We start from the raw sequence: 26,324 nt of genomic DNA on the forward strand, positions 1-26,324 counted from the left end.
CCTGCCGGCCGCCGCTCAGCCGGGGCCGTAGGACTCCCGCTCGGGTAGGCGCATCTCGTCCCGCAGGCCGTTCTCGGTGTACTCGATCGGGTGCTCGGGATCGATCTCGAAGTGGCCGTCGCCGTCCCGGTCGACGGGCAGCCCGCTCGCCTGACGTTCCGCTTCCTTCACCCCTTCGCCGTCCCGCCCGACATCCGGGTCTTCGGGGTTTTCGTAGCGGTCATCGAGATACGTGTCGTTGTCGTAGTCGTAGACGTGCGCCATCTCGTGGAAGAGCACGACCGGTGGCGGCGCGTGCCGGAAGTCGTCGAAGTCGGGGTTGTACTCGATCTCGGGCAAACCCATCGTTCCGTCGTCCGCCGTGGCGCTCTGGTCGTCGAACTCCCTGATCCAGGGATGGGCGTCGTTCATCTCCTCCAGCATGAGCCGGCCGTTCCGGTCTCGGTCTGCCGCTGCCCGTACACCAGGTCGCCGTCGCGCCCCGCGGTGCCACCCGAGACGGTGTCGGCGCCCTGGCCGGTGTAGATGGTGTCGTCACCGGCTCCACCGGCGATCGTGTCGCTGCCCCGGCCGCCCGAGAGCACGTCGTCGTGCCGACCGCCGTCGAGGCTGTCGTCGCCCCGTCCGCCGTCGAGATAGTCCCGGTTGTCGCCGCCGGAGAGGCGGTCGGAACCCGACCCGCCGTAGAGGGTGTCCCCGCCCTGCCCGCCGATGAGCCGGTCGTCACCGGTGTACGTGGACAGGTAATCCTGGCCCGCGCCGTCACCGGCCCCGGACTCGATGGTATCCGCGCCGTAGCCGCCGAGCACGACGTCAGCGCCCTCGCCGGTGTGGATGCGGTCGTCCCCGGCGCTGCCGAGCACTGTCACCCCGCCGGCACCCGGGCCGACCTGCACGCGGTCGTCACCGGAGCCGCCGCGGACCGTCAACTCGACGCCGTCCGGCACCGGCGCACTCCACGCGACCAACGAGCCGACCAGCAGCTCCACCCGCAGCTCGCCGGTGAGCGGGTCACGGACCACGCGGATGTCGTTGTCGCCGCTGCCGGCGTTGACGACCATCCGACCGCCGACGAAGATCACCCCGGGTCGGGACGGCTCGTTCGGCAGCGTGAACGGTGTCGTGCCGACGGTGTATCGCCACCACGCGTCGTTTATGACTCCCAGCGCCTCGCTGACCTTGCGAAGACCGGCCGCCGAGTCCTGCTGCACGTCCAGCGCCGGCCGGCGGATCGCCTCGGCGGCTGCCACTGCCGAACTCACGGCGGTGACGCCGGAGGCGTCGGACGGGGCGAAGGTGACCTGGTCGACGGACCGTCGCGCGGGCACGACCCCGCTCAGGGCCTTCCACTCGTGGTCGAGCAGCAGTTGGGCACGGCTGAGCGCGTCCGCCACGTCGTCGACCGCCCGGGCGCCGAGCTCGGCCTGCGTCGCGAACTCGTCGAGGTCCCGAACCAACTTCCGGCCGTGTTCGGCGTACGAGTCCGCGACGTCGCCGCTCCACCCGTTGGTGAACAACGCGCTCGCCCCGTGCTTGGCGCTCGCCGCGCCGTCCCGGGCGGCCTGGGCGAGGACGCGCCACGCCTTGGCCGCGGCGAGCAGTCGCTCCGGATCGGCGTTCAGCGACCACAGGTCGGCTGAGACGATCGGGGCGGGCGGCGTCTCGACGGCGAGCCCGGGGGCGGTCATGTCAGGTCACCGCCGAGCCGGGACCCCCTGAAGCCGCCGGCCTCCTCGTCGGTCCGTTGGGTCGTGAACGCGACCAGGTAGAGCCGGTCGGCGTCACCTTCCAGCACCGCCTGGAGCACGCCCGCGGTCGCCAGCGCGGCTTCCGTCGCGTCCTGGCAGGCGTTGTAGGTCGGCTCCGCAGCCGGTGTGTCACCGAACGCGGCCGACGCAGCGGGGAAGTGTTCCTGCGCCCCGCAGCATCGCGTCGCCGTACTCCTGCGATGCGGTGAGGACCCGCGTCGCGAAACCGGCGACGTCTTCGGGATCGACGGCGAAACCACCCATACCGCAAGCTAGCAACAGCGGCACGGCATCGACACGTACCTTTCGCCATCTGTCAGTTTCCGGCGCCCCGGTCCCGCAGCCGGGGCCGGTTCCCCGCGACGGCGGCGGACCTGCGCGCGGGTTTTGACACAGGTGCTGGCTAGGCTTGCTGCGTGGCTGACCCCTCGACCTACCGTCCCGCGACCGGCACCATCCCGGAGTCGCCAGGGGTCTACCGCTTCCGCGACGGCACCGGCCGGGTCATCTACGTCGGCAAGGCGCGCAACCTGCGCAGCCGGCTCAACTCCTACTTCGCCGACCCGGTCGGTCTGCACCAGCGCACCCGGCAGATGGTCTTCACCGCCGAGTCGGTCGACTGGATCACCGTCGCCACCGAGGTCGAGGCGCTCCAGCAGGAATACACCTGGATCAAGCAGTACGACCCCCGGTTCAACGTCCGCTACCGCGACGACAAGTCGTACCCCTATCTCGCCGTCACGCTCGACGAGGAATACCCGCGGTTGCAGGTGATGCGCGGGGTGAAGCGCAAGGGCGTGCGCTACTTCGGGCCGTACTCGCACGCGTGGGCGATCCGCGAGACGCTCGACCTGCTGCTGCGGGTCTTCCCGGCGCGGACCTGCTCGTCCGGGGTGTTCAAGCGCGCCGGCCAGGTCGGTCGGCCCTGCCTGCTGGGCTACATCGGCAAGTGCTCGGCGCCGTGCGTCGGCAGCGTCAGCGCCGAGCGGCACCGGGAGATCGTCGACGGCTTCTGCGACTTCATGGCCGGCCGCACCGACACGATGGTGCGGCGGCTGGAGAAGGAGATGCTCGACGCCAGCGAGCAGTTGGAGTTCGAGCGGGCCGCCCGCCTGCGCGACGACGTCGCGGCGCTGCGCCGGGCCATGGAGAAGCAGACGGTGGTGCTCGGCGACGGCACCGACGCCGACGTGGTCGCCTTCGCCGACGACCCGCTCGAAGCCGCCGTGCAGGTCTTCCACGTCCGCGGCGGCCGGGTGCGCGGCCAGCGCGGCTGGGTGGTGGAGAAGACTGAGGACCTGAGCACCGGCGACCTCGTGCACCACTTCTGCACCCAGGTGTACGGCGGTGAGCAGGGCGAGGCCGACGTGCCCCGCGAACTGCTCGTGCCCGAGCTGCCCGGCGACGCCGACGCGCTCGCCGACTGGCTCTCCGCCCGCCGGGGCAGCCGGGTGTCGCTGCGGGTGCCGCAGCGCGGCGACAAGCGGTCGCTGCTGGAGACCGTCGAGCGCAACGCCAAGGACGCGCTGGCCCGGCACAAGCTGAAGCGGGCCGGCGACCTGACCACCCGCAGCCAGGCGCTCGACCAGATCGCCGAAGCGCTCGCCATGGACACCTCGCCCCTTCGCATCGAGTGCTTCGACGTGTCCCAGATCCAGGGCACCGACGTGGTCGCCAGCATGGTGGTGTTCGAGGACGGGCTGCCCCGCAAGAGCGAATACCGGCGGTTCATCGTGCGCGGCGCGACCGACGACCTGTCGGCCATGTCCGAGGTGCTGCGGCGGCGCTTCGCCCGCTACCTCGACGCCCGCGCCGAGACCGGTGAGCTGGGCGAGGAGACCGCCTCCGACCCGGACCGCCCCGGCGTCGACCCGACCACCGGGCGGCCGCGCAAGTTCGCGTACCCGCCGCAGCTCGTCGTGGTCGACGGCGGCCCGCCCCAGGTCGCCGCCGCCGCGAAGGCGCTCGCCGAACTGGGCATCGACGACGTGGCACTCTGCGGGCTGGCCAAGCGGCTGGAGGAGGTGTGGCTGCCCGACGACGAGTTCCCGGTGATCCTGCCGCGCACCTCCGAGGCGCTCTACCTGCTGCAACGGGTACGCGACGAGGCTCACCGCTTCGCCATCACGTTCCACCGCCAGCGGCGCTCCAAGCGGATGACCGAATCCGCGCTGGACAACGTGCCCGGCCTCGGCGACGTACGCCGCAAGGCGCTGCTGCGGCACTTCGGCTCGCTGAAGCGGCTGTCCGCCGCCACGGTGGAGGAGATCACCGAGGTGCCCGGGGTCGGCAGGCGTACGGCCGAGGCGATCCTGGCCGCCCTCGACGGCTCCACCGCCGACGCCACGACCCCTTCCTGACCCGTCCCGCGCCCGGGTTCCGCCGTCACGCCCGCCGTCCCGCCCCGCCGGCGCGTCACCACCGCCCCCGCCCTCGGTGGAACCTGACGGGTGTCTCCGACCGCATGTGACACCCATGGCGTTCCACCGACGAAACGATCCCGAAGTACGGAACGGCTGTCCTGTGCTCTGGGAGGCTGGGCGCTGCCGTGCCGCTGCGCCGGCCGGTCCCCGCTCCCGCTCCCGCGATCTTGCACTTTGGGCCCGCGAGATGCCTTTTTTGCGTTATTCGTCCGGGCGCCAACTGCAAGATCGCGCGCCTGAGTGGGGGAGGCCTGCCAGATCCGTCTGCGCGGTGTGGGTGGTGGGGTGAGCGGTGTCCGGTTCGGCGGGGTGGCCGGGGCTGTGGTCGGTGCCACCGTCAGCGTGGAATCGGTGGCGGGCGCGGGGCGTTGTACATGGCTGACACCCCAGGCACCGCAACGAGCGCCGGCCCCCGGCCCGGCATGGCACCCGGGCAGGTCAGGGAATCGCCCCGGCCCGGTCGTCGTTACATCCCCCGAGCCGCGCAGAGCAGGCCCCTTCAGCCGGGCCGCCCGCGTGCCACCGCCCGCCCGACGGGCACCCCCCAAGACTTTCACCCCCTTTCGCGGCACCCCCTGCCGCGTCATCCCCCCACCAGGGAGGCAACCCTCATGGCTACCACTCTGCTGCGTAAGACCGTTCTCACCGCCGCCGGCATCGCCGCCACCGCCGGTGGCATCGCCGGGCCCGCGATCGCCGCCCACGCCGCCCCCGCGCAGAACACCACCAGCGTGGTGGCCGACCGCAAGGGCCACGGCGAGCGGGAACTCGACGTCCGCTACGAAGCCCAGCCCAACTTCTACTTCTGCGGCCCCGCCGCCGCCCGCAACGCCCTGTCTGTACAGGGCAAGAACATCGACGTGCACGCCATGGCCCGCGAAATGGGCACCACCGAGAACGGCACCGACAGCATCAACGACATCACCCCGGTGCTGAACAAGGAGACCGGCGCCAAGGACGCCTACAAGTCCGTCGAGATCGCCACTCCCAAGGCCGACGACAAGCAGACCGACACCCTGCGCGCCGACGTGGTCAAGACCGTCGACGCCGGCCGGGCCGTGGTCGCCAACATCGCCGGCACCGCCACCGACACCGACGGCACCACCCACTCCTTCGAAGGCGGCCACTACATCAGCGTCATCGGCTACCGCGACAACGGCAACACCGTCACCATCGCCGACAGCGCCAACCCCAACACCGCCACCTACCGGATGAGCATCGACAACCTCGCCGACTGGATCGCCACCCGCGGCTACAGCACCAGCTAAGAACCACCACCGGAAGGGCCCGACCCCACCACAGGCCACCACAGGGGCCGGGCCCTTTCCGCGTGCCTCAGGATTCGGCGAGGACGGCCAGGATCGCCTCGCCGTACTTGGCGAGCTTGTTCTCGCCGACGCCGTTGACCCGGGACAGCTCGGCCAGCGAGGCCGGCGGCTCGGCGGCGATCTGCCGCAGGGTCGCGTCGTGGAAGATGACGTACGCTGGCACGCCCTGCTCCTTGGCGGTGGCCGCGCGCCAGGCGCGGAGCCGGTCGAAGACGGGCGCGGCGGCGGGGGAGAGGTCGGCGACCACCGTGGCCGCGCCCCGCGGCTTGGCGGACCGGCCGGCCGCCGGACGTTCCGGCTCCTTGCGCAGGGTGACCGTACGGCGGCGGCCGAGCACGTCCGCGCTGGCCTCGGTCAGCGCCAGCGTGCCGTAGTCGCCCTCGACGGCGAGCAGCCCTTCGGCGAGCAGTTGCCGCACCACGCCGCGCCACTCGGCCTCGCGCAGCTCGGTGCCGATGCCGAAGGTGCTCAGCGCGTCGTGGCCGTGCTGGTCGATCTTGTCGGTGTGCTTGCCGAGCAGGATGTCGATGCTGTGCCCGGCGCCGAACCGCTGGTTGCGTTCGCGGTCGAGCCGGTAGACGGTGGAGAGCAGCTTCTGCGCGGCGACCGTGCCGTCCCAGGACTCCGGCGGTTCGAGGCAGGTGTCGCAGTTGCCGCAGTCGGCCACCCCGGTCTCGCCGAAGTATTCGAGCAGCTGGGCGCGGCGGCAGCGGACCGTCTCGCAGAGCGCCAGCATCGCGTCCAGGTGGGCGGCGAGGTTGCGCCGGTGCGCGAGGTCGCCCTCCGACGTCTCGATCATCTTGCGCTGCTGCACCACGTCCTGGAGCCCGTACGCCAGCCAGGCCGTGGACGGCAGCCCGTCGCGCCCGGCGCGGCCGGTCTCCTGGTAGTAGCCCTCGACCGACTTCGGCAGGTCGAGGTGGGCGACGAAGCGTACGTCGGGCTTGTCGATGCCCATGCCGAAGGCGATGGTGGCGACCATGACCAGGCCGTCCTCGCGCAGGAAGCGCTGCTGGTTGGCGGCGCGGGTCGAGGCGTCCAGCCCGGCGTGGTAGGGCAGCGCGGAGATGCCGTTGGCGACGAGGAACTCGGCGGTCTTCTCCACCGAGGCCCGGGACAGGCAGTAGACGATGCCGGCGTCGCCCGGGTGCTCGTCGCGCAGCAGGCTCAGCAACTGGCGGCGCGGCTCCCGCTTGGGCACGATGCGGTACTGGATGTTGGGCCGGTCGAAGCTGGCCACGTAGTGCCGGGCCTCGGTGAGCCGCAGCCGGGTGGCGATCTCGGTGCGCGTCGCCCGGGTCGCGGTGGCGGTCAGCGCGATCCGCGGTACGTCCGGCCACCGCTCGTGCAGCATCGACAGGTTGAGGTAGTCGGGGCGGAAGTCGTGCCCCCACTGCGAGACGCAGTGTGCCTCGTCGATGGCGAACAGGGCGATCCGGCCGCGTTCCAGCAGGCCGAGCGTGGACCGCACGGCCAGCCCTTCCGGGGCGAGGTAGAGCAGGTCCAGCTCACCGGCGAGGTAGGCCGCCTCGACCCGGCGTCGCTGCGCGGGATCCTGGGTCGAGTTGAGGAACCCCGCCCGGACGCCGACCGCGGTGAGCGCGTCGACCTGGTCCTGCATGAGCGCGATCAGCGGTGAGACGACGATGGCCACGCCGTCGCGGACCAGCGCGGGGATCTGGTAGCACAGCGACTTGCCGCCACCGGTGGGCATGAGCACCAGCGCGTCGCCGCCGGCCACCACGTGTTCGACGACCTCCTGCTGGAAGCCGCGGAAGGCGTCGTACCCGAAGACCCGGCGCAGCACCTGAAGCGCGTCACCGGCCGGTGGGGAACCGGTCGGTGGGGAGCCGGTCGGTGGGGAGCCGGTCGGTGGTGAGGTGGTCCGCTCGTCGGTGGGGGAGACCATCCGCGCAGTCTACGAGCGTCCCCCGACAGCGCCTCTCCGGCGAGTCGTCACGAAGGCGGCGAACTGTTCCGGTCGTCACCCCGTGGAATCCCCGGCCGGGTCGCAGCCGTTAGAGTCGCTGATTGACCATGCGCGGCCGGCCGGCCGCGGCGCCACGGCTGGGGGTAGCGGGTGAGCGAGGCGCGTACAGCGGGTGACCTGGGGCCGACCGGGGCGGAGACGACGCCGGTGCGACCGGCGTCGGCCGAGTCGGACACCTCCCTGGTGGTGGTGACCGGCCTGTCCGGCGGCGGGCGCAGCACCGTGGCCCGGGCGCTGGAGAACGTCGGCTACTACGTGGTCGACAACCTGCCCCAGGCGCTGCTGCTGGACATGGCCGAGCTGGCGTTCAAGGCCGGCGGTGCGGCCCGGCGTACGGCGATGGTGCTGGACGTGCGCTCGCGCGCGTTCTCCACCGACCTCGCCGGGGCGATCCGGGAGCTGCGCGAGCGCGGCTTCCAGCCCCGGGTGGTCTTCGTCGACGCCGACGACGAGGTGCTGATCCGCCGGTTCGAGAGCGTGCGCCGCTCGCACCCGTTGCAGGGCGACGGGCGGCTCGCTGACGGCATCGCCGTCGAGCGGACGCTGCTGGAGGAGGCCCGCGAGCAGGCCGACGTGATCATCGACACCAGCCACCTGAACGTGAACCAGCTGCGCCGCCGGGTCGAGGAGCTGTTCGGCGGCGAGGACGCCCGCCGGCTGCGGATCACCGTGATCTCGTTCGGATTCAAGTACGGCCTGCCGCCGGACGCCGACTTCGTGATGGACGCCCGGTTCCTGCCCAACCCGTACTGGGTGCCGGAGCTGCGCGAGCACACCGGTCGGGAGGAGGGGGTCAGCGCGTACGTGCTGGGCCAGGAGGGCGCCGAGGCGTTCGTGGCCGGCTACGCCGACCTGGTCAACGCGACCACCGCCGGGTTCGAGCGGGAGGGCAAGCGCTACCTGACCGTGGCGGTCGGCTGCACCGGCGGCAAGCACCGCAGCGTGGCCATCGCCGAGGAGCTGGCCTCCCGGCTGCGCCACTCCGGCATCGCCGCCAACGCCCAGCACCGGGACCTGGGGCGGGAGTGACCCCGACCAGGGTGGTCGCCTTCGGCGGCGGGCACGGGCTCTCGGCGTCGCTGCGGGCGCTGCGGCACTGCGTACCCGAGCTGGACCTGGACATCACCGCGGTGGTCACCGTCGGCGACGACGGCGGCTCCAGCGGCCGGTTGCGCGCCGAGCGTGGCGGCCTGCCGCCGGGCGACCTGCGCCAGGCGCTGGTCGCGCTGGCCGGCGACCACCCGGCCACCCGGCGCAGCGCCGCGTTGTTCCAGCACCGCTTCGCCGCCGCCGTGCCGCAGGCGCCGACGCTCGCCGCGCCGGTGCCGGTCGTGGTCGGCGACTCGCTGGCCGGCCACGCGGTCGGCAACCTGCTCCTGCACGGGCTCACCGAGCTGCTCGGCGACCCGGTGGCCGCGCTCGACCACGCCGGGGCGATGCTCGGCGCGGTGGGGCGGGTGCTGCCGATGTCCCGCCAGCCGGTGGGCATCGAGGCCCGGGTCCGCGGCGCCGACCCGGAGCACCCGGACGAGGTGTCGACCGTGCGCGGGCAGCACCAGGTGGCGGTCACCCCCGGCACCGTCGAGTCGCTGCGGCTCAGCCCGTCCGCGCCGGCCGCGTGCGCCGAGGCGGTGACGGCGGTACGCGCCGCGGACTGGCTGATCTTCGGGCCGGGAAGCTGGTACACGAGCGTGCTGCCGCACCTGCTCGTGCCGGGCCTGGCCGACGCGATCGTGTCCAGCCCGGCGCGGCGGCTGGTGACGCTCAACCTGGTGGCCGAGAACGAGACCTCGGGGCTCTCCCTGCCCGACCATCTGGACACCCTGCGGCGCTATCTGCCCGAGCTGAAGGTGGACCAGGTGCTCGCCGACTCCACGGCGGTGGGTGATCCCGCGCCGGTCGAACGTGCGGCAGAATCGCTTGGTGCCCGGCTGGTCCTCGCTCCCGTCGCCGTCCTCGACGGCACGCCCCGTCATGATCCAGCCGCGTTGGGCGCCGCGCTGGTGCCTGTCCTGCGCGCCGATCGTTAGACACGTACGTAATCACCGGCGACACGCCGGAACCGGTCCGTGAGGGGGCGCACTATGGCGATGACGGCTGCGGTCAAGGACGAGCTGAGTCGGGTCGACGTGCCCAAGCCCTGCTGTCGGCGGGCGGAGATGGCCGCCCTGCTGCGTTTCGCGGGTGGCCTGCACATCGTGTCGGGTCGCGTCGTGGTCGAGGCGGAGCTGGACACCGGCGCGGTGGCCCGCCGGCTGCGGCGGGAGATCGCCGAGGTCTACGGCTACCCGAGCGAGATCCACGTGCTCGCCTCCGGCGGGCTGCGCAAGGGCAGCCACTTCATCGTGCGGGTGGTCAAGGACGGTGAGGCGCTCGCCCGGCAGACCGGCCTGCTCGACGTGCGGGGCCGCCCGGTGCGCGGCCTGCCGCCGCACGTGGTGGCCGCGAACGTCTGCTGTGCCGTGTCGGCCTGGCGGGGCGCGTTCATGGCGCACGGCTCGCTCACCGAGCCGGGCCGCTCCAGCGCCCTGGAGATCACCTGCCCCGGTCCGGAGTCCGCGCTGGCGCTCGTCGGCGCGGCCCGCCGTATCGGCATCACCGCGAAGAACCGCGAGGTGCGCGGCGTGGATCGGGTCGTGGTCAAGGACGGCGACGCGATCGCCGCGCTGCTCACCCGCATCGGCGCGCATTCCAGCGTGCTGGCCTGGGAGGAACGCCGGGTACGCCGGGAGGTGCGCGCCACCGCGAACCGGCTGGCCAACTTCGACGACGCCAACCTGCGCCGTTCCGCGCGTGCCGCGGTGGCCGCCGCCGCCCGGGTGACCCGCGCGCTGGAGATCCTCGCCGACGACGCGCCGAACCACCTGACCTCGGCCGGCCGGCTGCGCCTGGAGCACCGCCAGGCGTCGCTGGAGGAACTGGGCGCGCTCGCCGAGCCGCCGCTGACCAAGGACGCCATCGCCGGCCGGATCCGCCGGCTGCTCGCGCTGGCCGACAAGCGTGCCCGTGACCTGGGCATCCCGGATACGGAAGCGGCAGTCACACCGGACATGCTCGTGGTCTGATAGGACTCGGGCGGCAGCGCACCGCGAGCGGGATCACCACCCGCCGCAGCGCGACGCCGCGCGCTCGGATATGGTCGCTGCGTACGGCAAGGGGGCCGCGCACAGGCATCCCTCGCCGTGCTCACCGCCTCGGGCGGTCAGGTCTCCAGGACCGCGGCGGGGTGGCCGAGATGACATGTCGACGGCCGGCTCCAACGGTCGGCGCACACACCTCCGCCGGCCGCGGTCTGGCGCCGGCGGACCAGAACGCGAGGAGATGGGACCTGTGACCATCCGGGTTGGCATCAACGGCTTCGGCCGGATCGGCCGCAACTTCTTCCGGGCAGTGCTGGCGTCCGGCGCTGACATCGAGGTCGTGGCGGTCAACGACCTGACCGACAACGCGACGCTCGCCCACCTTGTCAAGTACGACAGCATCCTGGGCCGCCTTCCGCACGAGGTGAAGGCCACCGCCGACGAGATCACCGTGGGCGGCAAGACCATCAAGGCGTACGCCGAGAAGGACCCGGCCAAGCTGCCGTGGGGCGAGGTCGGCGCCGACGTGGTCATCGAGTCCACCGGCTTCTTCACCGACGCCACCAAGGCGAAGGCGCACCTCGACGGCGGGGCCAAGAAGGTCATCATCTCCGCGCCGGCGAAGAACGAGGACTTCACCGTGGTCATGGGCGTCAACCAGGACCAGTACGACCCGGCCAAGCACAACATCATCTCGAACGCCTCCTGCACCACCAACTGCCTCGCGCCGATGGCGAAGGTCCTGCAGGACACGTTCGGCATCAAGCAGGGCCTGATGACCACCATCCACGCGTACACGCAGGACCAGAACCTGCAGGACGCCCCGCACAAGGACCTGCGCCGGGCCCGGGCCGCCGCGCTGAACATCGTGCCGACCTCGACCGGCGCCGCGAAGGCCATCGGCCTGGTGCTGCCGGAGCTCAAGGGCAAGCTGGACGGCTACGCGCTGCGCGTGCCGATCCCGACCGGCTCGGCGACCGACCTGACCGTGGAGGTCGGCCGGGAGACCACCGTGGACGAGGTCAACGCCGCGCTCAAGGCCGCCGCCGAGGGCCCGCTGCGGGGCATCCTCAGCTACAACGAGGACCCGATCGTGTCCTCCGACATCGTGACCGACCCGGCGTCGTGCATCTTCGACGCGCCGCTGACTAAGGTGATCGGCAACCAGGTCAAGGTCGTCGGCTGGTACGACAACGAGTGGGGCTACTCGAACCGCCTGGTCGACCTGGTCAAGCTGGTCGGTCAGTCCCTGTGAGTGCGAGGACCGAGCTTGCGAGCCCCGCAGTCACGAACGGAGGGCTAGCTCTGTGACGATCCGTAACCTCGACGACCTGCTCGCCGAGGGGGTGTCGGGTCGGCGTGTGCTGGTGCGCGCCGACCTGAACGTCCCGCTCGACAAGCAGACCGGGGACATCGCCGACGACGGCCGGATCCGGGCCGTCCTGCCGACGCTGAGCGCGCTGGTGCAGGCCGGCGCGAAGGTGGTCGTCTGTTCGCACCTGGGCCGCCCGAAGGGCGCGCCCGACCCGCAGTTCAGCCTCCGTCCGGTCGCCGGGCGGCTCGGTGAGCTGCTCGGCGCCCCGGTGCGCTTCGCCGAGGACACCGTCGGCGACTCGGCGCGCTCCACCGTGGAGGGGCTGGCCGACGGCCAGGTCGCGCTGCTGGAGAACCTGCGTTTCAACAAGGGTGAGACCAGCAAGGACGACGCGGAGCGGGGCGCGTTCGCCGACCAGCTCGCCGCGTTCGGCGACGCCTACGTCGACGACGCGTTCGGCGCGGTGCACCGCAAGCACGCCAGCGTGCACGACGTGCCGGCCCGGCTGCCGCACTACGCCGGCCGGCTGGTGCTGCGCGAGGTCGAGGTGCTCAGCCGCCTGACCGGCGAGCCGGAGCGGCCGTACGTGGTGGTGCTGGGCGGCTCGAAGGTCTCCGACAAGCTGGCCGTGATCGAGGCGCTGCTGCCGACAGTGGACCGGCTGCTCATCGGCGGCGGCATGTGCTTCACCTTCCTCAAGGCCCAGGGCCACGAGGTGGGCACGTCGCTGCTGGAGAAGGACATGGTCGAGACCTGCGGCAACCTGATGGAGCGCGCGCCGGGCAAGATCATGCTCCCGGTCGACGTGGTGGTCGCCGACGCGTTCGCGCCGGACGCCGCGCACGACACCGTGCCCGCCGACGGCATCCCCAGCCACCGGCTGGGCCTGGACATCGGCCCGGAGACGGTGGCCGGCTTCGCCGCGGCGCTGTCGCAGGCGAAGACCGTCTTCTGGAACGGCCCGATGGGCGTGTTCGAGATGGCGGCGTTCGCCAACGGCACCCGGGGCGTGGCCGAGGCGATCACCAAGGCCGACGCGTTCAGCGTGGTCGGCGGCGGCGACTCGGCCGCGGCGGTGCGCGCGTTGGGCCTGGACGAGTCCTCGTTCGGGCACATCTCCACCGGTGGCGGCGCCTCCCTGGAATACCTGGAGGGCAAGACCCTCCCCGGCATCGCGGCCCTGGAGAACTGAATGGCGAGCACGACCCGCCGGCCGCTGATGGCCGGCAACTGGAAGATGAACCTGAACCACCTCGAGGCCAACCTGCTGGTGCAGAAGCTGGCCGCGAGCCTGAACGAGAAGCAGCTCACCGACGTCGAGTGCGTGGTGCTGCCGCCCTTCACCGATCTGCGTACCGTGCAGACCGCTGTGGACGGCGACAAGCTGCTGATCGGCTACGGCGCGCAGGACCTGTCGCCGCACCCGTCGGGCGCCTACACCGGTGAGATCGCCGGGCCGATGCTCGCCAAGCTGGGCTGCGGCTACGTGGTGGTCGGCCACTCCGAGCGGCGGCAGTACCACCACGAGAACGACGCGCTCGTCAACGCGAAGGTGGCGGCGGCGCTGGCGAACGGGCTCACCCCGATCCTCTGCATCGGCGAGGGCCTGGAGGTCCGGGAGCGGTCGGGTCAGGTGCGGCACTGCTGCGACCAGCTCGACGGCGCGCTGAAGGGGCTCACCGCCGAGCAGGTCACCAAGGTGGTCGTGGCGTACGAGCCGGTCTGGGCGATCGGCACCGGCAAGACGGCGACGCCGGAGGACGCCCAGGAGGTCTGCGGCGCGGTGCGCAAGCGCATCGCCGAGACCTACGACGAGGGCACCGCCGCGCAGGTCCGGATCCTGTACGGCGGGTCGGTCAAGGCGTCGAACGTCGCCGCGATCATGGCGCAGCCGGACGTGGACGGGGCTCTGGTCGGGGGCGCGAGCCTGGACGCGGAGGAGTTCGCGCAGATCTGCCGGTTCCCGGAGCACACCGCCCGCTGATCGCTCGCTATCCTTGACGCTGCCCGTCCACCGGTCGGTGCCGCAGTGCCCGACAGGTCCGGGCAGTGATCGCAACGAGAGGACTGACCCCCGCCATGCCGATCTGGTTCGCCTACACGATGATCACGTTGCTGGTCATCACCAGCGTGCTGCTCGTCCTGCTGATCCTCCTGCACCGCGGTAAGGGCGGCGGGTTGTCGAGCATGTTCGGCGGCGGCGTCAGCTCCAGCCTGGCCGGTTCGTCGGTGGCCGAGAAGAACCTCGACCGCTACACCGTTCTGGTGGGAATCGTCTGGTTCGCGTGCATCGTCGGGCTCGGCCTCTGGCTGCGGCTGCAGATGGCCAGCGGCACCTGAGCCGGCGCTGAGAAGCGTACAATCTGCGCGCGGTCCGTCACGGACCGCGCGCAGTTTTGTTTCTCCGCGCGTCGCCCGTCGCCGACCCCCTCCGGCGGCGGTCCCCTCCGACGACAGGGAGCGAGCAACAGTGCCCAGCCACAACGTCATCCGCGGCACCCGCATCGGGTCCGCCCCCGAGCGGTTCGACCAGCGGGTCGAGCCCGCGCCTCGCCGGCCGGTCGTCTACTGGTGCCGCCACGGGCACCGGGTCGAGTTCCTGATCGCCGCCGAGGCGGAGACGCCCGCCACGTGGGAGTGCCCCCGCTGCGGCGAGCCCGCCGGCCCCGACCCGGGCGACCCGCCGGGCCGCCAGCGCGCCGAGCCGTACAAGACCCATCTGGCGTACGTGCAGGAGCGGCGCACCCCGGAGGAGGGGGAGGCGCTGCTCGCCGAGGCCCTGGACGCGCTGCGCCGACGTCGCGGCCGCGCCTGACCCCGAGGTGTCGAGAAGGGGCCCCTTCTCGACGTGAGACGTCGAGGAGGGGCCCCTTCCTACCCGCTCAGCGGAGGCTGCGCAGGCGTGGCGGCACGTTCGCCGCCGCAGCCCGGTCGAGCAGCCAGAGGGTACGGGAGACGCCCTGCACCCCGGCGGCCGGCAGCTGCACCGGCCCCGCCCCGGCCAGCGCCATGCCGACCGCCCGGGCCTTGTCCGCCCCGGCGGCGATCAGCCACACCTCCTCGGCCGTGTTGATCGTCGGCAGGGTCAGCGTGGTCCGCACCGGCGGTGGCTTCGGGCTGCCCCGTACCGCGCTGACGGGCCGGTTGTCGTGGTGCACCGGGTGCTCGGGGAACACCGACGCCACGTGCCCGTCCTCGCCGACGCCGAGCATCAGCACGTCGAAGTGCGGCACGAGCGCGTTACCGGGCCGGGCCGCCGTCGCGAGTTCCCGCGCGTACCCGGCGGCTGCCGCCTCCGGGTCGTCGCCGGCCGGGCCGTCCGACGCCGGCATCGGGTGCACCCGGGCCGGGTCCAGCGGCACCGAGTCCAGCAGGGCCGCACGCGCCTGCGTCTCGTTGCGCTCCGGGTCGCCGGCCGGCAGGAACCGCTCGTCGCCCCACCACACGTCGACCCGGGACCAGTCGACCGCGTCCCGGGCGGGCAGCTGCCCGACCGCTCGGTACACCGCCGCGGCGATCCGCCCGCCGGTCAGGACCACCGACGCCTGGCCGCGCCCAGCCTGCGCGTCGAGCAGCTTCACCACCAACCGGGCCGCCACCGCCTGCGCGAGCAGGTCGGGGTCGGCGTGTACGGCGACACTCGCCTCAGTCATCCGTCGTGCCCTCGTGTTCCGACCGCCCGCCGGCGGTCTCCTGTGCCTTCGACCGCCCGGCCCGGGCGGTCACTCGTTAGCTGTCGCGCCCGCGTGCGCGGTCACGCCGGCCTCGGCCCGCTGGGCGGTCGCCGGGTCCTTCCACACGTGCACCCGCTGGACCGGACGCTGGTCGAGCCCGGTGATCCCGGCGGCGGCGCCGAGCGCCTCCGCGTACACCTGGTCGGCGTCGAGGCGGCGCAGCTCCTCGGCCAGTTCGTCGCCGAGCGGCCGGCGGACCAGCGGCAGCGTGCGGTCCTCCTGGCCGGTACGCCGGAACACCGCGATGCTGTCGTCCCGGGTCAGCGTCAGCTCGTCGCCGTTGGCGCAGCGCAACTGCACCTGGCGCATCCGCGGGAACTCGTCGGTCGCGGTCAGGACCGGGTCGATGCCGAGCCGGGCCTTGAGCCAGCCGCGCATCAGCGCCGCCGTCGGGTCCGACGGGGGCGCCACCAGGCTCGCCTCGGTGACCCGGGCCTGGGTGGTGTCGAACGCGCCCGCCACGAGCGTGCGCCACGGGGTGATCCGGGTCCACGCCAGGTCGGTGTCGCCCGGGGCGTAGTCGTGCGCCCGCTGCCGCAGCGCGGCGATCGGGTCGGCCGCCTGCGCCGCGTCGGTGATCCGCCGGTCCGCGACCACGCCGAGGAAGTCGGTGGAGATCTCCTCCGGCGGTTCGCCGTGCCACCAGGTCACCACCGGCACGTCCGGCACCAGCAGCGGCATCACCACCGACTCGGCGTGCAGCGCGAGCCGCCCGTACATCCGGGTCACCACCGCCTCGCACGGACCGAGCCGGCCACCCACGACGATCTCCGCGTCCAGCCGGTTGCGGTCCCGCTCCACGTCGGAGCGCACCACCACGAGCAGGCGGCACGGATGCGCCGCCGCGGCGATGGTGGCCGCCGCCTCGGCCTCGCGTACCCGCTTCTCGTCCACCACCACGATCAGCGTGAGCGCCATGCCACTGGCCACCCCGCCCGCGCTGCGCCGTTCCGCGGCCAGCGCCTTGACCACCTCGTTGCCGGTGGTGTCCCACAGCCCGATCATCGGAGCCTCCTGGTTCGCTCGCCGTGCACGCTCACGCTCTCCGCCACGCCCGGCCCTCACGGGCCAGCATCTCGTCGGCGGCCCGGGGCCCCCACTCACCGGCCCGGTACGGCTCCGGGGTCGTGCCCACCCAGGCGTGCTCCAGCGGGTCGACGACCTGCCAGCTCTGCTCCACCTCGGCGGCGTCCGGGAACAGCGTCCGGTCGCCGATCAGCACGTCCAGCACCAGCCGCTCGTACGCCTCGGGACTGGACTCGGTGAACGCCTCGCCGTACTGGAAGTCCATCGCGATGTCGCGGACCTCCATCGTGGTGCCCGGCACCTTGGAGCCGAACTTCAGCACCACGCCCTCGTCCGGCTGCACCCGGATGACCAGCTGGTTGGGGCCGAGGGACTCCATGTCGGCGTCGTTGAACGGCAGGTGCGGCGCCTTCTTGAACATGATGGCGACCTCGGTGACCCGCCGGGGCAGCCGCTTGCCGGCCCGGATGTAGAACGGAACCCCGGCCCAGCGGCGGTTCTGGATGCCCAGCTTCACCGCCACGTACGTCTCGGTGGTGGAGCCCTCCGGAACGCCCTCCTCCTCCAGGTAGCCCTTGGCGCGCTCGCCGCCCACCCAGCCGGGCAGGTACTGGCCGCGCACGGTGTCCTCGGCGACGTCCCGCGGCACGGTGATCGCCTTGAGCACCTTGAGCTTCTCGGCCCGGATCTCGTCGGCGTCGAAGCTCGTCGGCTCCTCCATCGCGACCAGGGCGAGCAGTTGGAGCAGGTGGTTCTGGAGCACGTCGCGGGCGGTGCCCACCGAGTCGTAGAAGGCCGCGCGGGTGCCGATGCCGACGTCCTCGGCCATGGTGATCTGCACCGAGTCGACGTACTTGGAGTTCCACAGCGGCTCGAACAGGTTGTTCGCGAAGCGCAGCGCCAGGATGTTCTGGACCGTCTCCTTGCCCAGATAGTGGTCGATCCGGAACACGTCCTGGCTGGTGAAGACGTCGTCGACCAGGTCGTTGAGCGCCTTGGCCGAGGGCAGGTCGTTGCCGAACGGCTTCTCCACCACCACCCGCCGCCAGCCGCCGGACTTCGCGTTGTCCGCCATGCCGGTGCGGGCGAGCTGCTTGAGCACCACCGGGAAGGCCGCCGGTGGGATGGAGAAGTAGAAGGCGGCGTTGCCGGGGATGCCGTGCGACTCGCGCAGCTCGTCGAGCGTGGCGGCGAGCTGGTCGAACGCCGCGTCGTCGTCGAACGAGCCGCCGACGAACTTGATGTTGCCGGCCAGCCGGGCCCACACCTCTTCCCGCCACGGGGTGCGGGCGTGCTTCTTGGCCGCGTCGTGCGCCACCGACTCGAAGTCGCCGTCGCCCCAGTCCCGGCGGGCGAAGCCCAGGACCACGAAGCCGGGCGGCAGGAGCCCTCGGTTGGCGAGGTCGTAGACCGCCGGCAGCAGTTTCTTGCGGGCCAGGTCGCCGGTCACCCCGAAGATCACCAGGGCACACGGCTCGGGGATCCGGGGCAGCCGCCGGTCCTGCGGATCGCGCAGCGGGTTCACCGGGCCACCTCCTCCTGCGTCTCGGTCCGCTGATTCCAGGTCATTGATCGTCACGTGCGTGTCCGTCCGGCCGTGTCCAGGAGCGGGGCGGCGCCCGCCGCCCGCTCGGTCAGGTGCAGGCGCAGCACCTGTCGCTCCCGGCCGGGCCAGGGCCCGCCGGTCGCCGGCGGCCTGGCCGCCCGGAGCTGCGCGAAGGTGTACGGACGGCCGGGGGTGACCGGCCGTCCGGCGGCCGGGGTCACGGCCTCGGGCTCGCTCACCGGCAACCACCTCACCCGTTCCACGGTACGGCGCGACGCGTCCCGGGGCCCGGCCCCGGGACGCGTCGTACGCCGTCGGTCACGCGTTGCCGCCGGCCTGCTGCGCCGCCCGCGCGTTGCCCTTGGCTGCCCGGTGCGGGCTGCCCGACCCCTTGGCCGCCTCGGCGAGGGACTTCTTGACCCCCTCCAGCAGCTCCACCCAGCTCGCCTCGAACTTCTCCACGCCCTCGCGCTCCAGCGTGGCGATCACGTCGGACAGGTCCACGCCCACCGCCTCCAGGTCGGCGAAGACCTTGCGGGCGTCGTCGTACGCGACGGTGACGGTGTCCGCCTGCGTCTCGCCGTGCTCGGCGTACGCGTGGATGACCGGCTCGGGCATGGTGTTGACGGTGCCGGGGGCGATCAGCTCCTCCACGTAGATCACGTCCCGGTAGTCCGGGTTCTTCGTCGACGTGGAGGCCCACAGCGGGCGCTGCGGGTGGGCGCCCGCGTCGGCCAGCTTCTGCCAGCGCGCCGAGGAGAAGACCTCGCCGTAGCGCTCGTACGCCAGCCGGGCGTTGGCGACCGCGGCCTTGCCGCGCAGCGCCTTGGCCTGGTCGGAGCCGATCTTCTCCAGCCGCTTGTCCACCTCGCTGTCGACCCGGGAGACGAAGAACGAGGCGACCGAGCCGATCTTCGACAGGTCGTGCCCGTTTGCCTGCGCCTGCTCCAGGCCGGCCAGGAACGCCTCCATCACCTGCGAGTAGCGGTCCAGGCCGAAGATCAGCGTGACGTTGACGCTGATCCCCTCGGCCAGGGTCGCGGTGATCGCGGGCAGGCCCTCCTCGGTGGCCGGGATCTTGATGAACAGGTTCGGCCGGTCGACCAGCCACCACAGCGCCTTGGCCTCGGCGACCGTCTTGTCGGCGTCGTGCGCCGAGCGCGGGTCCACCTCGATCGAGACCCGGCCGTCCACGCCGCCGCTGGCGTCGTACGAGGGGCGCATCACGTCGCAGGCCCACCGCACGTCGTACGTGGTGAGCATGCGGACCGCCTCCTCCACGTCCACATCCCGGACGGCGAGGTCACGAAGCTGCCAGTCGTACTCGTCGGCGTCGCTCAGCGCCTTCGCGAAGATCGTCGGATTGGTGGTCACCCCGGCCACGTGGGACTCCCGGCGCAGCTTGTCCAGCCCGCCGGAGGTCAGCCGTACCCGGGAGAGATCGTCGAGCCAGATCGCCACTCCGGCGCCCTGGAGCTCACTCAGCCTGTCCGTCATGCCGTCCACGCTCCCCTCAGTTGCCGGTCGTGAAACCGGTGATGTCGCCCACCCGGGTCAGCGCCGCGTGCGCGGCGGCCACGATCCGGTCGGGGGTGAACCCGAACTGCTCGAAGAGCACGGTGTGCGGCGCGCTGGCGCCGAAGTGCTCGATGCTCACGCACTCGCCGCTGTCGCCGACGATCGCGCGCCACGACATCGCGATGCCCGCCTCCACGCTCACCCGTGCCTTTACCCCGCGCGGCAGCACCGACTCCCGGTACGCCTCGTCCTGCGCGAAGAACCATTCCTGGCAGGGCATCGAGACGACCCGGGTGGGGGTGCCGTCGGCCTCCAGGCGCTCCCGCGCGGTGAGGCAGAGCTGCACCTCGGAGCCGGTGCCGACGATGATCACCTGCGGCTTGCCGTTCGACGCCTCGGCCAGCACGTACCCGCCCTTGGCGACGCCCTCGGCGCCGGCCAGTTCGGTGCGGTCGAGCGTCGGCAGCGCCTGCCGGCTGAGCGCCAGCGCGGTCGGCCGGTCGGTGTGCTCCAGCGCCTGCCGCCACGCCCAGACCGTCTCGTTGGCGTCGGCCGGGCGGACCACGTCCAGGCCGGGGATGGCCCGCAGCGCGGTCAGGTGCTCGATCGGCTGGTGGGTCGGGCCGTCCTCGCCGAGGCCGATCGAGTCGTGCGTCCAGACGTACGTCACCGGCAGCTTCATCAGCGCGGCCAGCCGCACCGCCGGGCGCATGTAGTCGCTGAACACCAGGAACGTGCCGCCGTACGGGCGGGTGCCGCCGTGCAGGGCGATGCCGTTGAGGATCGAGCCCATGGCGTGCTCGCGGATGCCGAAGTGCAGCGTGCGGCCGTACTCGTCACCGGGGAAGTCCTTGGTGGCGTGCGCCGCCGGGACGAACGACGGCTCGCCCTTCATGGTGGTGTTGTTGCTCTCGGCCAGGTCGGCCGAGCCGCCCCACAGCTCGGGCAGCACCGGCGCCAGGGCCTCCAGGACCTTGCCGGAGGCGGCCCGGGTGGCGACGCCCTTGGCGTCCGCGCCGAAGGTGGGCAGCGCGTCGGTCCAGCCGGTCGGCAGCGTACGGGTGGCCATCCGGTCCCACAGCGCCTTGCGCTCCGGGTTGGCCTGCGCCCAGGCGTCGAACCCGGTGGTCCACTCGGCCTGCTCCCGCGCGCCGCGCTCCAGCACCTGACGGGCGTGCTTGAGCACCTCCTCGTCGATTTCGAAGGTGCGCTGCGGGTCGAATCCGAGGATCTCCTTGGTGGCCTTGACCTCGTCGGCGCCGAGAGCCGAGCCGTGGATCTTGCCAGTGTTCTGCTTGTTCGGCGCGGGCCAGCCGATGATGGTGCGCAGCGCGATGAACGACGGCCGGTCGGTCTCCGCCTTGGCGGCCAGCAGCGCCTGGTACAGCGCCTCCACGTCCTCGTGGTAGTCGCCCTGGTCGGCGTCGCCGCTGCGCCAGTCGACGGTCTGCACGTGCCAGCCGTACGCCTCGTAGCGGGCCGCCACGTCCTCGCTCTTGGCGATGCGGGTGTCGTCCTCGATCGAGATCTCGTTGTCGTCGTAGATCACGCAGAGGTTGCCGAGCTGCTGGTGACCGGCGAGCGCGCTGGCCTCGTGGGTGACGCCCTCCTCGATGTCACCGTCGGAGACGATGCACCAGATGTCGTGCCGGAACGGCGAGTCGGCGCGGTCCGGCTCGGGGTCGAACAGGCCGCGCTCGCGGCGGGCCGCCATGGCCATGCCGACCGCGTTGCCGAGGCCCTGGCCGAGCGGACCGGTGGTGGTCTCCACGCCGGGGGTGTGGCCGTGCTCCGGGTGGCCCGGGGTGAGTGAGCCCCACTGGCGCAGCGCCTTGAGGTCGTCCAGTGCCAGCGGGTAGCCGGAGAGGAAGAGCTGGATGTACAGCGTCAGGCTGGAGTGGCCGGCGGAGAGCACGAACCGGTCGCGTCCGGCCCAGTTCGGGTCGGCGGGGTTGTGCCGCATGACCCGGTTGAAGAGCAGGTACGCCGCCGGGGCGAGGCTCATCGCCGTCCCCGGGTGGCCGTTGCCGGATTTCTCCACGGCGTCCATGGCCAGCACGCGGACCGTGTCGACGGCCCTGCGGTCGAGGTCGGACCAGTTGAGAGCGGGAAGCTCGGGTCGATTGGCAGCCACGATGGTTGTGCTCCTCGGCAGATGGGCGGAACCCTCACTGATGACCCTATCGAGCGGTGCTAAACGTCCGCCCGGGGATCTCAGCATGCTCTTCTGTACGGATCGCGCGCGTTCCGCCGTTCAACCGCAGGTGTGACGGCTCGCACCGTTGCCGGGTCCGCGGGGCAGCGAAAACGACGCCGCGTAGTGTGTGGTGCGGTGTGTGGACCCGCAGCGGTCCGGGCCGAACGACCTCCCCCGCCGATGCCGGAAGGTGGCAATCCGTGAGCATGATCACCGAGCGCCCCGTCAGCAACCCTGCCGGGCAGCCGCCGGTGGGCGCGGTGGCGGAGGGGTCGGCGAGCGGCCGGCGGGACGTGCGCGCCGTGGTGGCGGCGTACGTGTCGCTGACCAAGCCGCGGATCGTCGAGCTGCTGCTGGTGACCACCGTGCCGGCGATGATGCTCGCCCACGGCGGGATGCCGTCGTTGTGGCTGGTGGCCGTGGTGCTGGTCGGCGGGTCGCTCGCGGCCGGCGCGGCGAGCGTCATCAACTGCTACATCGACCGCGACATCGACCAGCTCATGCGGCGCACCAAGCGCCGTCCGCTGCCCGCGCACACCGTGTCGCCGCGCAGCGCGCTGATCTTCGGCCTGGTGCTGGCGGCGGTGTCGGTGGCGCTGATGGCGGCGGCGACGAACTGGCTGGCGACGGTGCTGACGCTGGCCGCGATCGCCTACTACGACCTGGTCTACACGCTGTGGCTGAAGCGGACGACCGCGGCGAACACGTTCTGGGGCGGCATCTGCGGCGCCGCGCCGGTGCTGATCGGCTGGGCCGCTGTCACCGGCACGCTGGCGCCGGCCGCGTGGGGCCTGTTCGCCGTGGTCTTCTTCTGGCAGATGCCGCACTTCTACGCGCTGGCCATCAAGTACAAGGCCGACTACGCCCGGGCCGGGGTGCCGATGCTGCCGGTGGTGGCCTCGGTCCGGCGGGTCAACGCCGAGATCATCGGCTTCTCCTGGCTCACGGTGCTCTCCTCGCTGGCGGTGTGGCCGCTCGGGATGAGCCCGATCTACGGCGTCACCGCGCTGGTGGTGGGCGGGATCTTCCTCGTCGAGGCGCACAAGCTGTGCCGGCGCGCGACGCGCGGCGAGGCGGTCAAGCCGATGCGCCTGTTCCACTGGTCGACCACGTACCTGACGATCCTGTTCGCGGCCGTCGCGCTCGACGCGCTCCTCTGACCCGCCCGTCCGGCGGTTCATCAGAAATTTTTTTCGGGCATCCTCGGAGCGGTGCCAACCTGGACAGATTGTGACGATCTTGCCTGCCCGTTTCGCCCGGTTATAAGGGACATATAGCGGCAAAATGCCTGTGGTTCTTCTTAAACCGATGGGTAATTGGCATCACATTCAGTTCATGGTTCTCGCACATCCGGGTGGAACTCTGCTTAGGCTTCGCGCATGGCAGATGGTTCCGATACGACGCTGACGGCTGACAAGACCGCCGAGCAGGCCCCCAACGGCCTGGTCGCGGGGATCAAGTCGTTCGCCGCCGGGCACGGCGGCGCGAAGGCGGTCATCGAGTACGTCGGCAAGCGCGGCGCACGGATCGTCCTCGTGGGTTCCGACGGGGTATGGGCAGACCAGTTCGCCGACGGCACCGACATCGCGCGGCAGGCGTGCGCGAAGGCCGGGGTCGACGTCGAGAACGCCTGGGAGCGTGAACTGATGGACCAGATGCGTCCGAGCAACGACCTGTGGCGGTCGATGGCCCGGCGCACCATGGCCCGTTGACATAACCGAATGACCGACCACCACCAGTCGACCCGGGGGAGACCCCGGGTCGCTCTCGTCACCTGCGCCGAACTGCCCGACCTCGACCCGGACGACCGGCTCGCGCTCGGCCCGCTCGCCGCCCGCGGCGTCACCGCCGAGATCGCCGTCTGGGACGACCCCTCGGTGGACTGGTCCCGGTACGACCTGGTCGTGCTCCGCTCCCCGTGGGACTACGCGCGGCGCCGGGACGAGTTCGTGGCCTGGGCGCGTACCGTGCCGGCCCTGGCCAACCCGGCCGACGTGGTCGCCTGGAACACCGACAAGCGCTACCTGTCCGAGCTGTCCGCCGCCGGGGCGCCCACGGTCGACACGGAATGGGTCGAGCCGGGCCACGCGTGGGAGCCGCCGGCCGCGGGCGAGTACGTGATCAAGCCGGCGGTCAGCGCCGGTAGCCAGGACACCGGCCGCTACGACCTGACCGACCCGCAGCACCGCGAGCTCGCGGTGGCCCACGTGCGGCGGCTCTCCGGCGCCGGGCGGGTCACAATGGTCCAGCCGTACCTGGACGCGGTGGACACCGCCGGGGAGACCGCGCTGCTGTTCCTGGCCGGCCCCGGCGGCCTGGTGTTCAGCCATGCGATCCGCAAGGGCCCGATGCTGACCGGGCCGGACCTCGGCGAGGCCGCGCTCTACAAGGAGGAGCGGATCGACGCCCGGGTCGCCACCACCGCGCAGCGCGCCGTGGCCGAGAACGTGCTCGCGGTGGTGCCCGGCGGCCCGGAGCGGCTGCTCTACGCCCGGGTCGACCTGATCCCCGGCCCCGGCGGCGAGCCCGTGCTCGTCGAGCTGGAGCTGACCGAGCCGAGCCTGTTCGTCGGGTACGCCGACGGCGCCCCGGACCGCCTCGCCGACGCGGTGCTCGCCCACCTGGCCCGCCGCTGAGGCCGTCGGCCGGGGGTGACCGCCCCGGCAGCGGCGCGACGCTCAGTCGCGGTCGCTGTGGTTACGCGCCCATCGGCCGCCGATCGGCGGCGTGTCCAGTCGCAGCGCGGCCTCGGTGCCGGCCAGGTCGTTGTCCTCGAACGCGCAGGAGACGCAACTGCCCGCCTCGGTGACCCAGATGCCGTACGCCTGGGTGTCGGTTTCCCGGTGCCAGATCCGGTTGCCGCGCACGGTGGCCGAGTCGAACGGCGCGGCGATCGTGATGCCGCCGCAGGCCGGTGGCGAGTCGGGCAGCTCGTACGCCGTGCCCGGCATCGGCGTGGCCGCGCTCCAGCCGGTGGTGCCGTCGGGGCGCACCTCGGCCAGGGAGAGCCGGCCGGCGCTGTTGTCGGACACCACCGCGTCGACGGAGCCGACCCGGACCACCTTGCCCCGGTGCCCCCCGGCCGGCCAGTCCGCGGTGCCGTCGGTGACCTCGCGCGGGCCGTAGCGCACCGTCTCGCCCGAGCCGGAGCAGGCCGGGGCGGACCGGCGGCCGTTGTCCCGGATCCGGTTCCCGATGATCGACGTGTCGAGCATCGGCCGGTCGATCCGGATGCCGTCCAGCGCGTTCTCCCGGATGTCGTTGTCCTGGATCACCACGTCGGCCGCCGCGCCCCGGTAGCCGTGGCCCAGGTCGTGCTCGTGGTAGCCGAAACCGCCGTTGCGGCTGATCCGGTTGCCCTGGACCGCGTACGGGCCGGGGGTGTTGCCCATGCTGATGCCGTCGCCGACGTTCGAGTCGATCACGCATCCGGTGAGCAGGCCGCCGCGCCCGGCCACCCCGGCGGTGCCGTTGCCGGACACGTCGAAGCCGGCCTCCAGGTTGTTGGTCATGGTGCAGCCGGAGACGATCAGCCCGTCCGCGCCCCAGTCGGAGATGCCGAACCGGTTGGCCTGGCTGTGGCAGCCGATGATCCGGATGCCGCGCGGCGGGGTCCAGTAGTCCTTCTGCAGCTCCAGGAAGATGCCGTTGGTGCCGTTGCCGATGGTGGTGCAGTTGGCGATGGTGAGGCGCTCCACGTCGCCCCAGCCGCCGATGCCGACGCCGATCCCGGCGCCACCCATCTGGTCCTCGTTGTCCAGCCGGCCGCAGCCCACCGCGACCACCCCGTCGATCAGGCTGTCCTGGAGGAAGTCGCAGCCCAGCCCGGTCGCCCCGGTGTGGTGGATGTAGAGGTTGCGGAACACGCCGCGCACCACGTACTGCAGGCCCAGCCCTTTGGCCAGGTAGTCGTACGCGGTCTGGGCGACGCCGGAGCCGTCGATCTCGAAGTCGGCGAACGTGCAGTCGGTGATGTGCCGGTCCCGGGCCGCGCCGTGCTGCACCGTGGTCCAGAAGGCGAGCGGGACCGGCTCGCTGCGGTTGCCCTCGTTGCTGAGCAGGAAGCGGGTCGCCGCCGGCCCGGCGCCGAGCAGCGAGACGCCGCTGCGCCAGACGGTGCCGGCGTCACGGATCGAGTACAGGCCGGGCGGGCAGTAGATCACCCGGGCGCGGCCGTCGGCGTCGTACCCGGCGCCGAGGCGGTCCACCAGCGCCGCCAGGGCGGGCTGGTCGTTGGTGACCCCGTCGCCGGTGAGGCCGTACTCGCGGGCGTCGCACCACAGCGGCGCCCCGGCGACCGGGGTCAGCCGCTGCGGGGTGGTGGTGGCGAGGCTCTTTGGCGACACGGGGAGCTCCCCTCGGGCGGACGGTCGGTGGCCCGGACCGCTTTCCCGCTCCCGTCGCGTGGTAACGCCCGGC

The 26,324-nt window shown here is 72.2% G+C and carries 24 protein-coding genes; 13 read left to right on the forward strand and 11 right to left on the reverse strand.

The genetic code is table 11. From position 1 onward, the window contains the following. Positions 1-15: 15 nt before the first annotated feature. Genes ACFYON_RS00890 through ACFYON_RS00900 form a run of 3 tightly spaced genes read right to left on the reverse strand, consistent with a single transcriptional unit; the run spans position 16 to position 1,807 of the window. Complete coding sequence (locus ACFYON_RS00890) at positions 16-411, reverse strand: M91 family zinc metallopeptidase (RefSeq protein WP_387189561.1); 396 nt, start codon at positions 409-411, stop codon at positions 16-18. Continuing rightward, positions 408-1,688 (reverse strand): PPE domain-containing protein, encoded by a 1,281-nt coding sequence (locus ACFYON_RS00895; protein WP_355095586.1) that lies wholly within the window; start codon positions 1,686-1,688, stop codon positions 408-410. Before ACFYON_RS00895 ends, ACFYON_RS00890 begins: the two co-directional genes overlap by 4 nt. Next, the gene (locus ACFYON_RS00900) at positions 1,685-1,807 is read right to left on the reverse strand and encodes a hypothetical protein (protein WP_387320436.1); all 123 of its coding nucleotides are present in this window, start codon (positions 1,805-1,807) and stop codon (positions 1,685-1,687) included. The genes ACFYON_RS00895 and ACFYON_RS00900 overlap by 4 nt, the downstream gene beginning before the upstream one ends. 357 nt (positions 1,808-2,164) lie before the next feature. Here ACFYON_RS00900 and uvrC point away from each other — a divergent pair, with 357 nt between their 5' ends. Together uvrC and ACFYON_RS00910 are read left to right on the forward strand one after the other, a co-directional pair. After that, positions 2,165-4,108: an excinuclease ABC subunit UvrC gene (uvrC, locus tag ACFYON_RS00905; RefSeq protein WP_355095584.1), complete on the forward strand. Its 1,944-nt coding sequence runs from the start codon at positions 2,165-2,167 to the stop codon at positions 4,106-4,108. A gap of 674 nt (positions 4,109-4,782) precedes the next feature. After that, complete coding sequence (locus ACFYON_RS00910; protein WP_354872680.1) at positions 4,783-5,439, forward strand: C39 family peptidase; 657 nt, start codon at positions 4,783-4,785, stop codon at positions 5,437-5,439. Positions 5,440-5,506: 67 nt separating this feature from the next. Here ACFYON_RS00910 and recQ read toward each other — a convergent pair whose 3' ends face one another. Further along, positions 5,507-7,408, reverse strand: a complete 1,902-nt coding sequence (recQ, locus tag ACFYON_RS00915) for a DNA helicase RecQ (RefSeq protein ID WP_387189565.1) — start codon at positions 7,406-7,408, stop codon at positions 5,507-5,509. A 228-nt stretch (positions 7,409-7,636) separates the two neighbouring features. Between recQ and rapZ the strand changes: the two genes are divergently transcribed. The 8 genes from rapZ (at position 7,637) to ACFYON_RS00955 (ending at position 14,699) form a co-directional block, all read left to right on the forward strand. Continuing rightward, positions 7,637-8,518: an RNase adapter RapZ gene (gene rapZ, locus ACFYON_RS00920; protein WP_354872831.1), complete on the forward strand. Its 882-nt coding sequence runs from the start codon at positions 7,637-7,639 to the stop codon at positions 8,516-8,518. Beyond that, positions 8,515-9,519, forward strand: coding sequence for a uridine diphosphate-N-acetylglucosamine-binding protein YvcK (gene yvcK / locus ACFYON_RS00925; protein WP_354872675.1), 1,005 nt, complete (start codon positions 8,515-8,517; stop codon positions 9,517-9,519). The genes rapZ and yvcK overlap by 4 nt, the downstream gene beginning before the upstream one ends. Positions 9,520-9,573: 54 nt before the next feature. Next, the gene (gene whiA / locus ACFYON_RS00930; RefSeq protein WP_018788213.1) at positions 9,574-10,554 is read left to right on the forward strand and encodes a DNA-binding protein WhiA; all 981 of its coding nucleotides are present in this window, start codon (positions 9,574-9,576) and stop codon (positions 10,552-10,554) included. A 265-nt stretch (positions 10,555-10,819) separates the two neighbouring features. Continuing rightward, complete coding sequence (gene gap, locus ACFYON_RS00935) at positions 10,820-11,824, forward strand: type I glyceraldehyde-3-phosphate dehydrogenase (RefSeq protein WP_355094228.1); 1,005 nt, start codon at positions 10,820-10,822, stop codon at positions 11,822-11,824. Positions 11,825-11,876: 52 nt separating this feature from the next. After that, positions 11,877-13,076 (forward strand): phosphoglycerate kinase, encoded by a 1,200-nt coding sequence (locus ACFYON_RS00940; protein WP_354872670.1) that lies wholly within the window; start codon positions 11,877-11,879, stop codon positions 13,074-13,076. Further along, on the forward strand, positions 13,077-13,868 hold the full coding sequence (gene tpiA, locus ACFYON_RS00945) for a triose-phosphate isomerase (RefSeq protein ID WP_354872668.1): 792 nt from the start codon (positions 13,077-13,079) through the stop codon (positions 13,866-13,868). It abuts the gene before it with no gap. Between the two features lie 95 nt (positions 13,869-13,963). Continuing rightward, positions 13,964-14,224 (forward strand): preprotein translocase subunit SecG, encoded by a 261-nt coding sequence (gene secG / locus ACFYON_RS00950; RefSeq protein WP_018788217.1) that lies wholly within the window; start codon positions 13,964-13,966, stop codon positions 14,222-14,224. Positions 14,225-14,354: 130 nt separating this feature from the next. Then, on the forward strand, positions 14,355-14,699 hold the full coding sequence (locus tag ACFYON_RS00955) for an RNA polymerase-binding protein RbpA (RefSeq protein WP_354872666.1): 345 nt from the start codon (positions 14,355-14,357) through the stop codon (positions 14,697-14,699). 67 nt (positions 14,700-14,766) lie between these two features. Here ACFYON_RS00955 and pgl read toward each other — a convergent pair whose 3' ends face one another. From pgl to tkt, 6 genes are all read right to left on the reverse strand, one after another. Next, a complete protein-coding gene (gene pgl, locus ACFYON_RS00960) occupies positions 14,767-15,537 on the reverse strand; it encodes a 6-phosphogluconolactonase (protein ID WP_354872663.1) in 771 nt (256 codons plus the stop codon). A 69-nt stretch (positions 15,538-15,606) separates the two neighbouring features. Then, positions 15,607-16,623: a glucose-6-phosphate dehydrogenase assembly protein OpcA gene (locus ACFYON_RS00965; RefSeq protein ID WP_354872660.1), complete on the reverse strand. Its 1,017-nt coding sequence runs from the start codon at positions 16,621-16,623 to the stop codon at positions 15,607-15,609. A gap of 31 nt (positions 16,624-16,654) precedes the next feature. Further along, a complete protein-coding gene (gene zwf, locus ACFYON_RS00970; RefSeq protein ID WP_354872657.1) occupies positions 16,655-18,169 on the reverse strand; it encodes a glucose-6-phosphate dehydrogenase in 1,515 nt (504 codons plus the stop codon). A gap of 50 nt (positions 18,170-18,219) precedes the next feature. After that, the gene (locus ACFYON_RS00975) at positions 18,220-18,429 is read right to left on the reverse strand and encodes a hypothetical protein (protein WP_354872654.1); all 210 of its coding nucleotides are present in this window, start codon (positions 18,427-18,429) and stop codon (positions 18,220-18,222) included. Between the two features lie 79 nt (positions 18,430-18,508). Continuing rightward, entirely contained in the window at positions 18,509-19,687 is a 1,179-nt protein-coding gene (tal, locus tag ACFYON_RS00980; protein WP_354872651.1) for a transaldolase, read from the reverse strand. 16 nt (positions 19,688-19,703) lie between these two features. After that, complete coding sequence (gene tkt / locus ACFYON_RS00985; RefSeq protein WP_354872649.1) at positions 19,704-21,842, reverse strand: transketolase; 2,139 nt, start codon at positions 21,840-21,842, stop codon at positions 19,704-19,706. A gap of 263 nt (positions 21,843-22,105) precedes the next feature. Between tkt and ACFYON_RS00990 the strand changes: the two genes are divergently transcribed. From ACFYON_RS00990 to ACFYON_RS01000, 3 genes are all read left to right on the forward strand, one after another. Further along, a complete protein-coding gene (locus ACFYON_RS00990) occupies positions 22,106-23,065 on the forward strand; it encodes a heme o synthase (protein ID WP_354872646.1) in 960 nt (319 codons plus the stop codon). Between the two features lie 219 nt (positions 23,066-23,284). Next, positions 23,285-23,617 carry a hypothetical protein gene (locus ACFYON_RS00995; protein ID WP_216928155.1) on the forward strand — a complete coding sequence of 111 codons (333 nt, stop codon included), beginning with the start codon at positions 23,285-23,287 and terminating at the stop codon, positions 23,615-23,617. Between the two features lie 9 nt (positions 23,618-23,626). Beyond that, complete coding sequence (locus tag ACFYON_RS01000) at positions 23,627-24,541, forward strand: hypothetical protein (protein ID WP_354872640.1); 915 nt, start codon at positions 23,627-23,629, stop codon at positions 24,539-24,541. Between the two features lie 42 nt (positions 24,542-24,583). On the opposite strand, the gene ACFYON_RS01005 is transcribed toward ACFYON_RS01000, so the two are convergent. Next, a complete protein-coding gene (locus ACFYON_RS01005) occupies positions 24,584-26,251 on the reverse strand; it encodes a right-handed parallel beta-helix repeat-containing protein (RefSeq protein WP_354872638.1) in 1,668 nt (555 codons plus the stop codon). Positions 26,252-26,324 lie beyond the last annotated feature (73 nt).

It is taken from the genome of Micromonospora sp. NPDC005686, from assembly GCF_042871665.1.
GTDB lineage: Bacteria > Actinomycetota > Actinomycetes > Mycobacteriales > Micromonosporaceae > Micromonospora.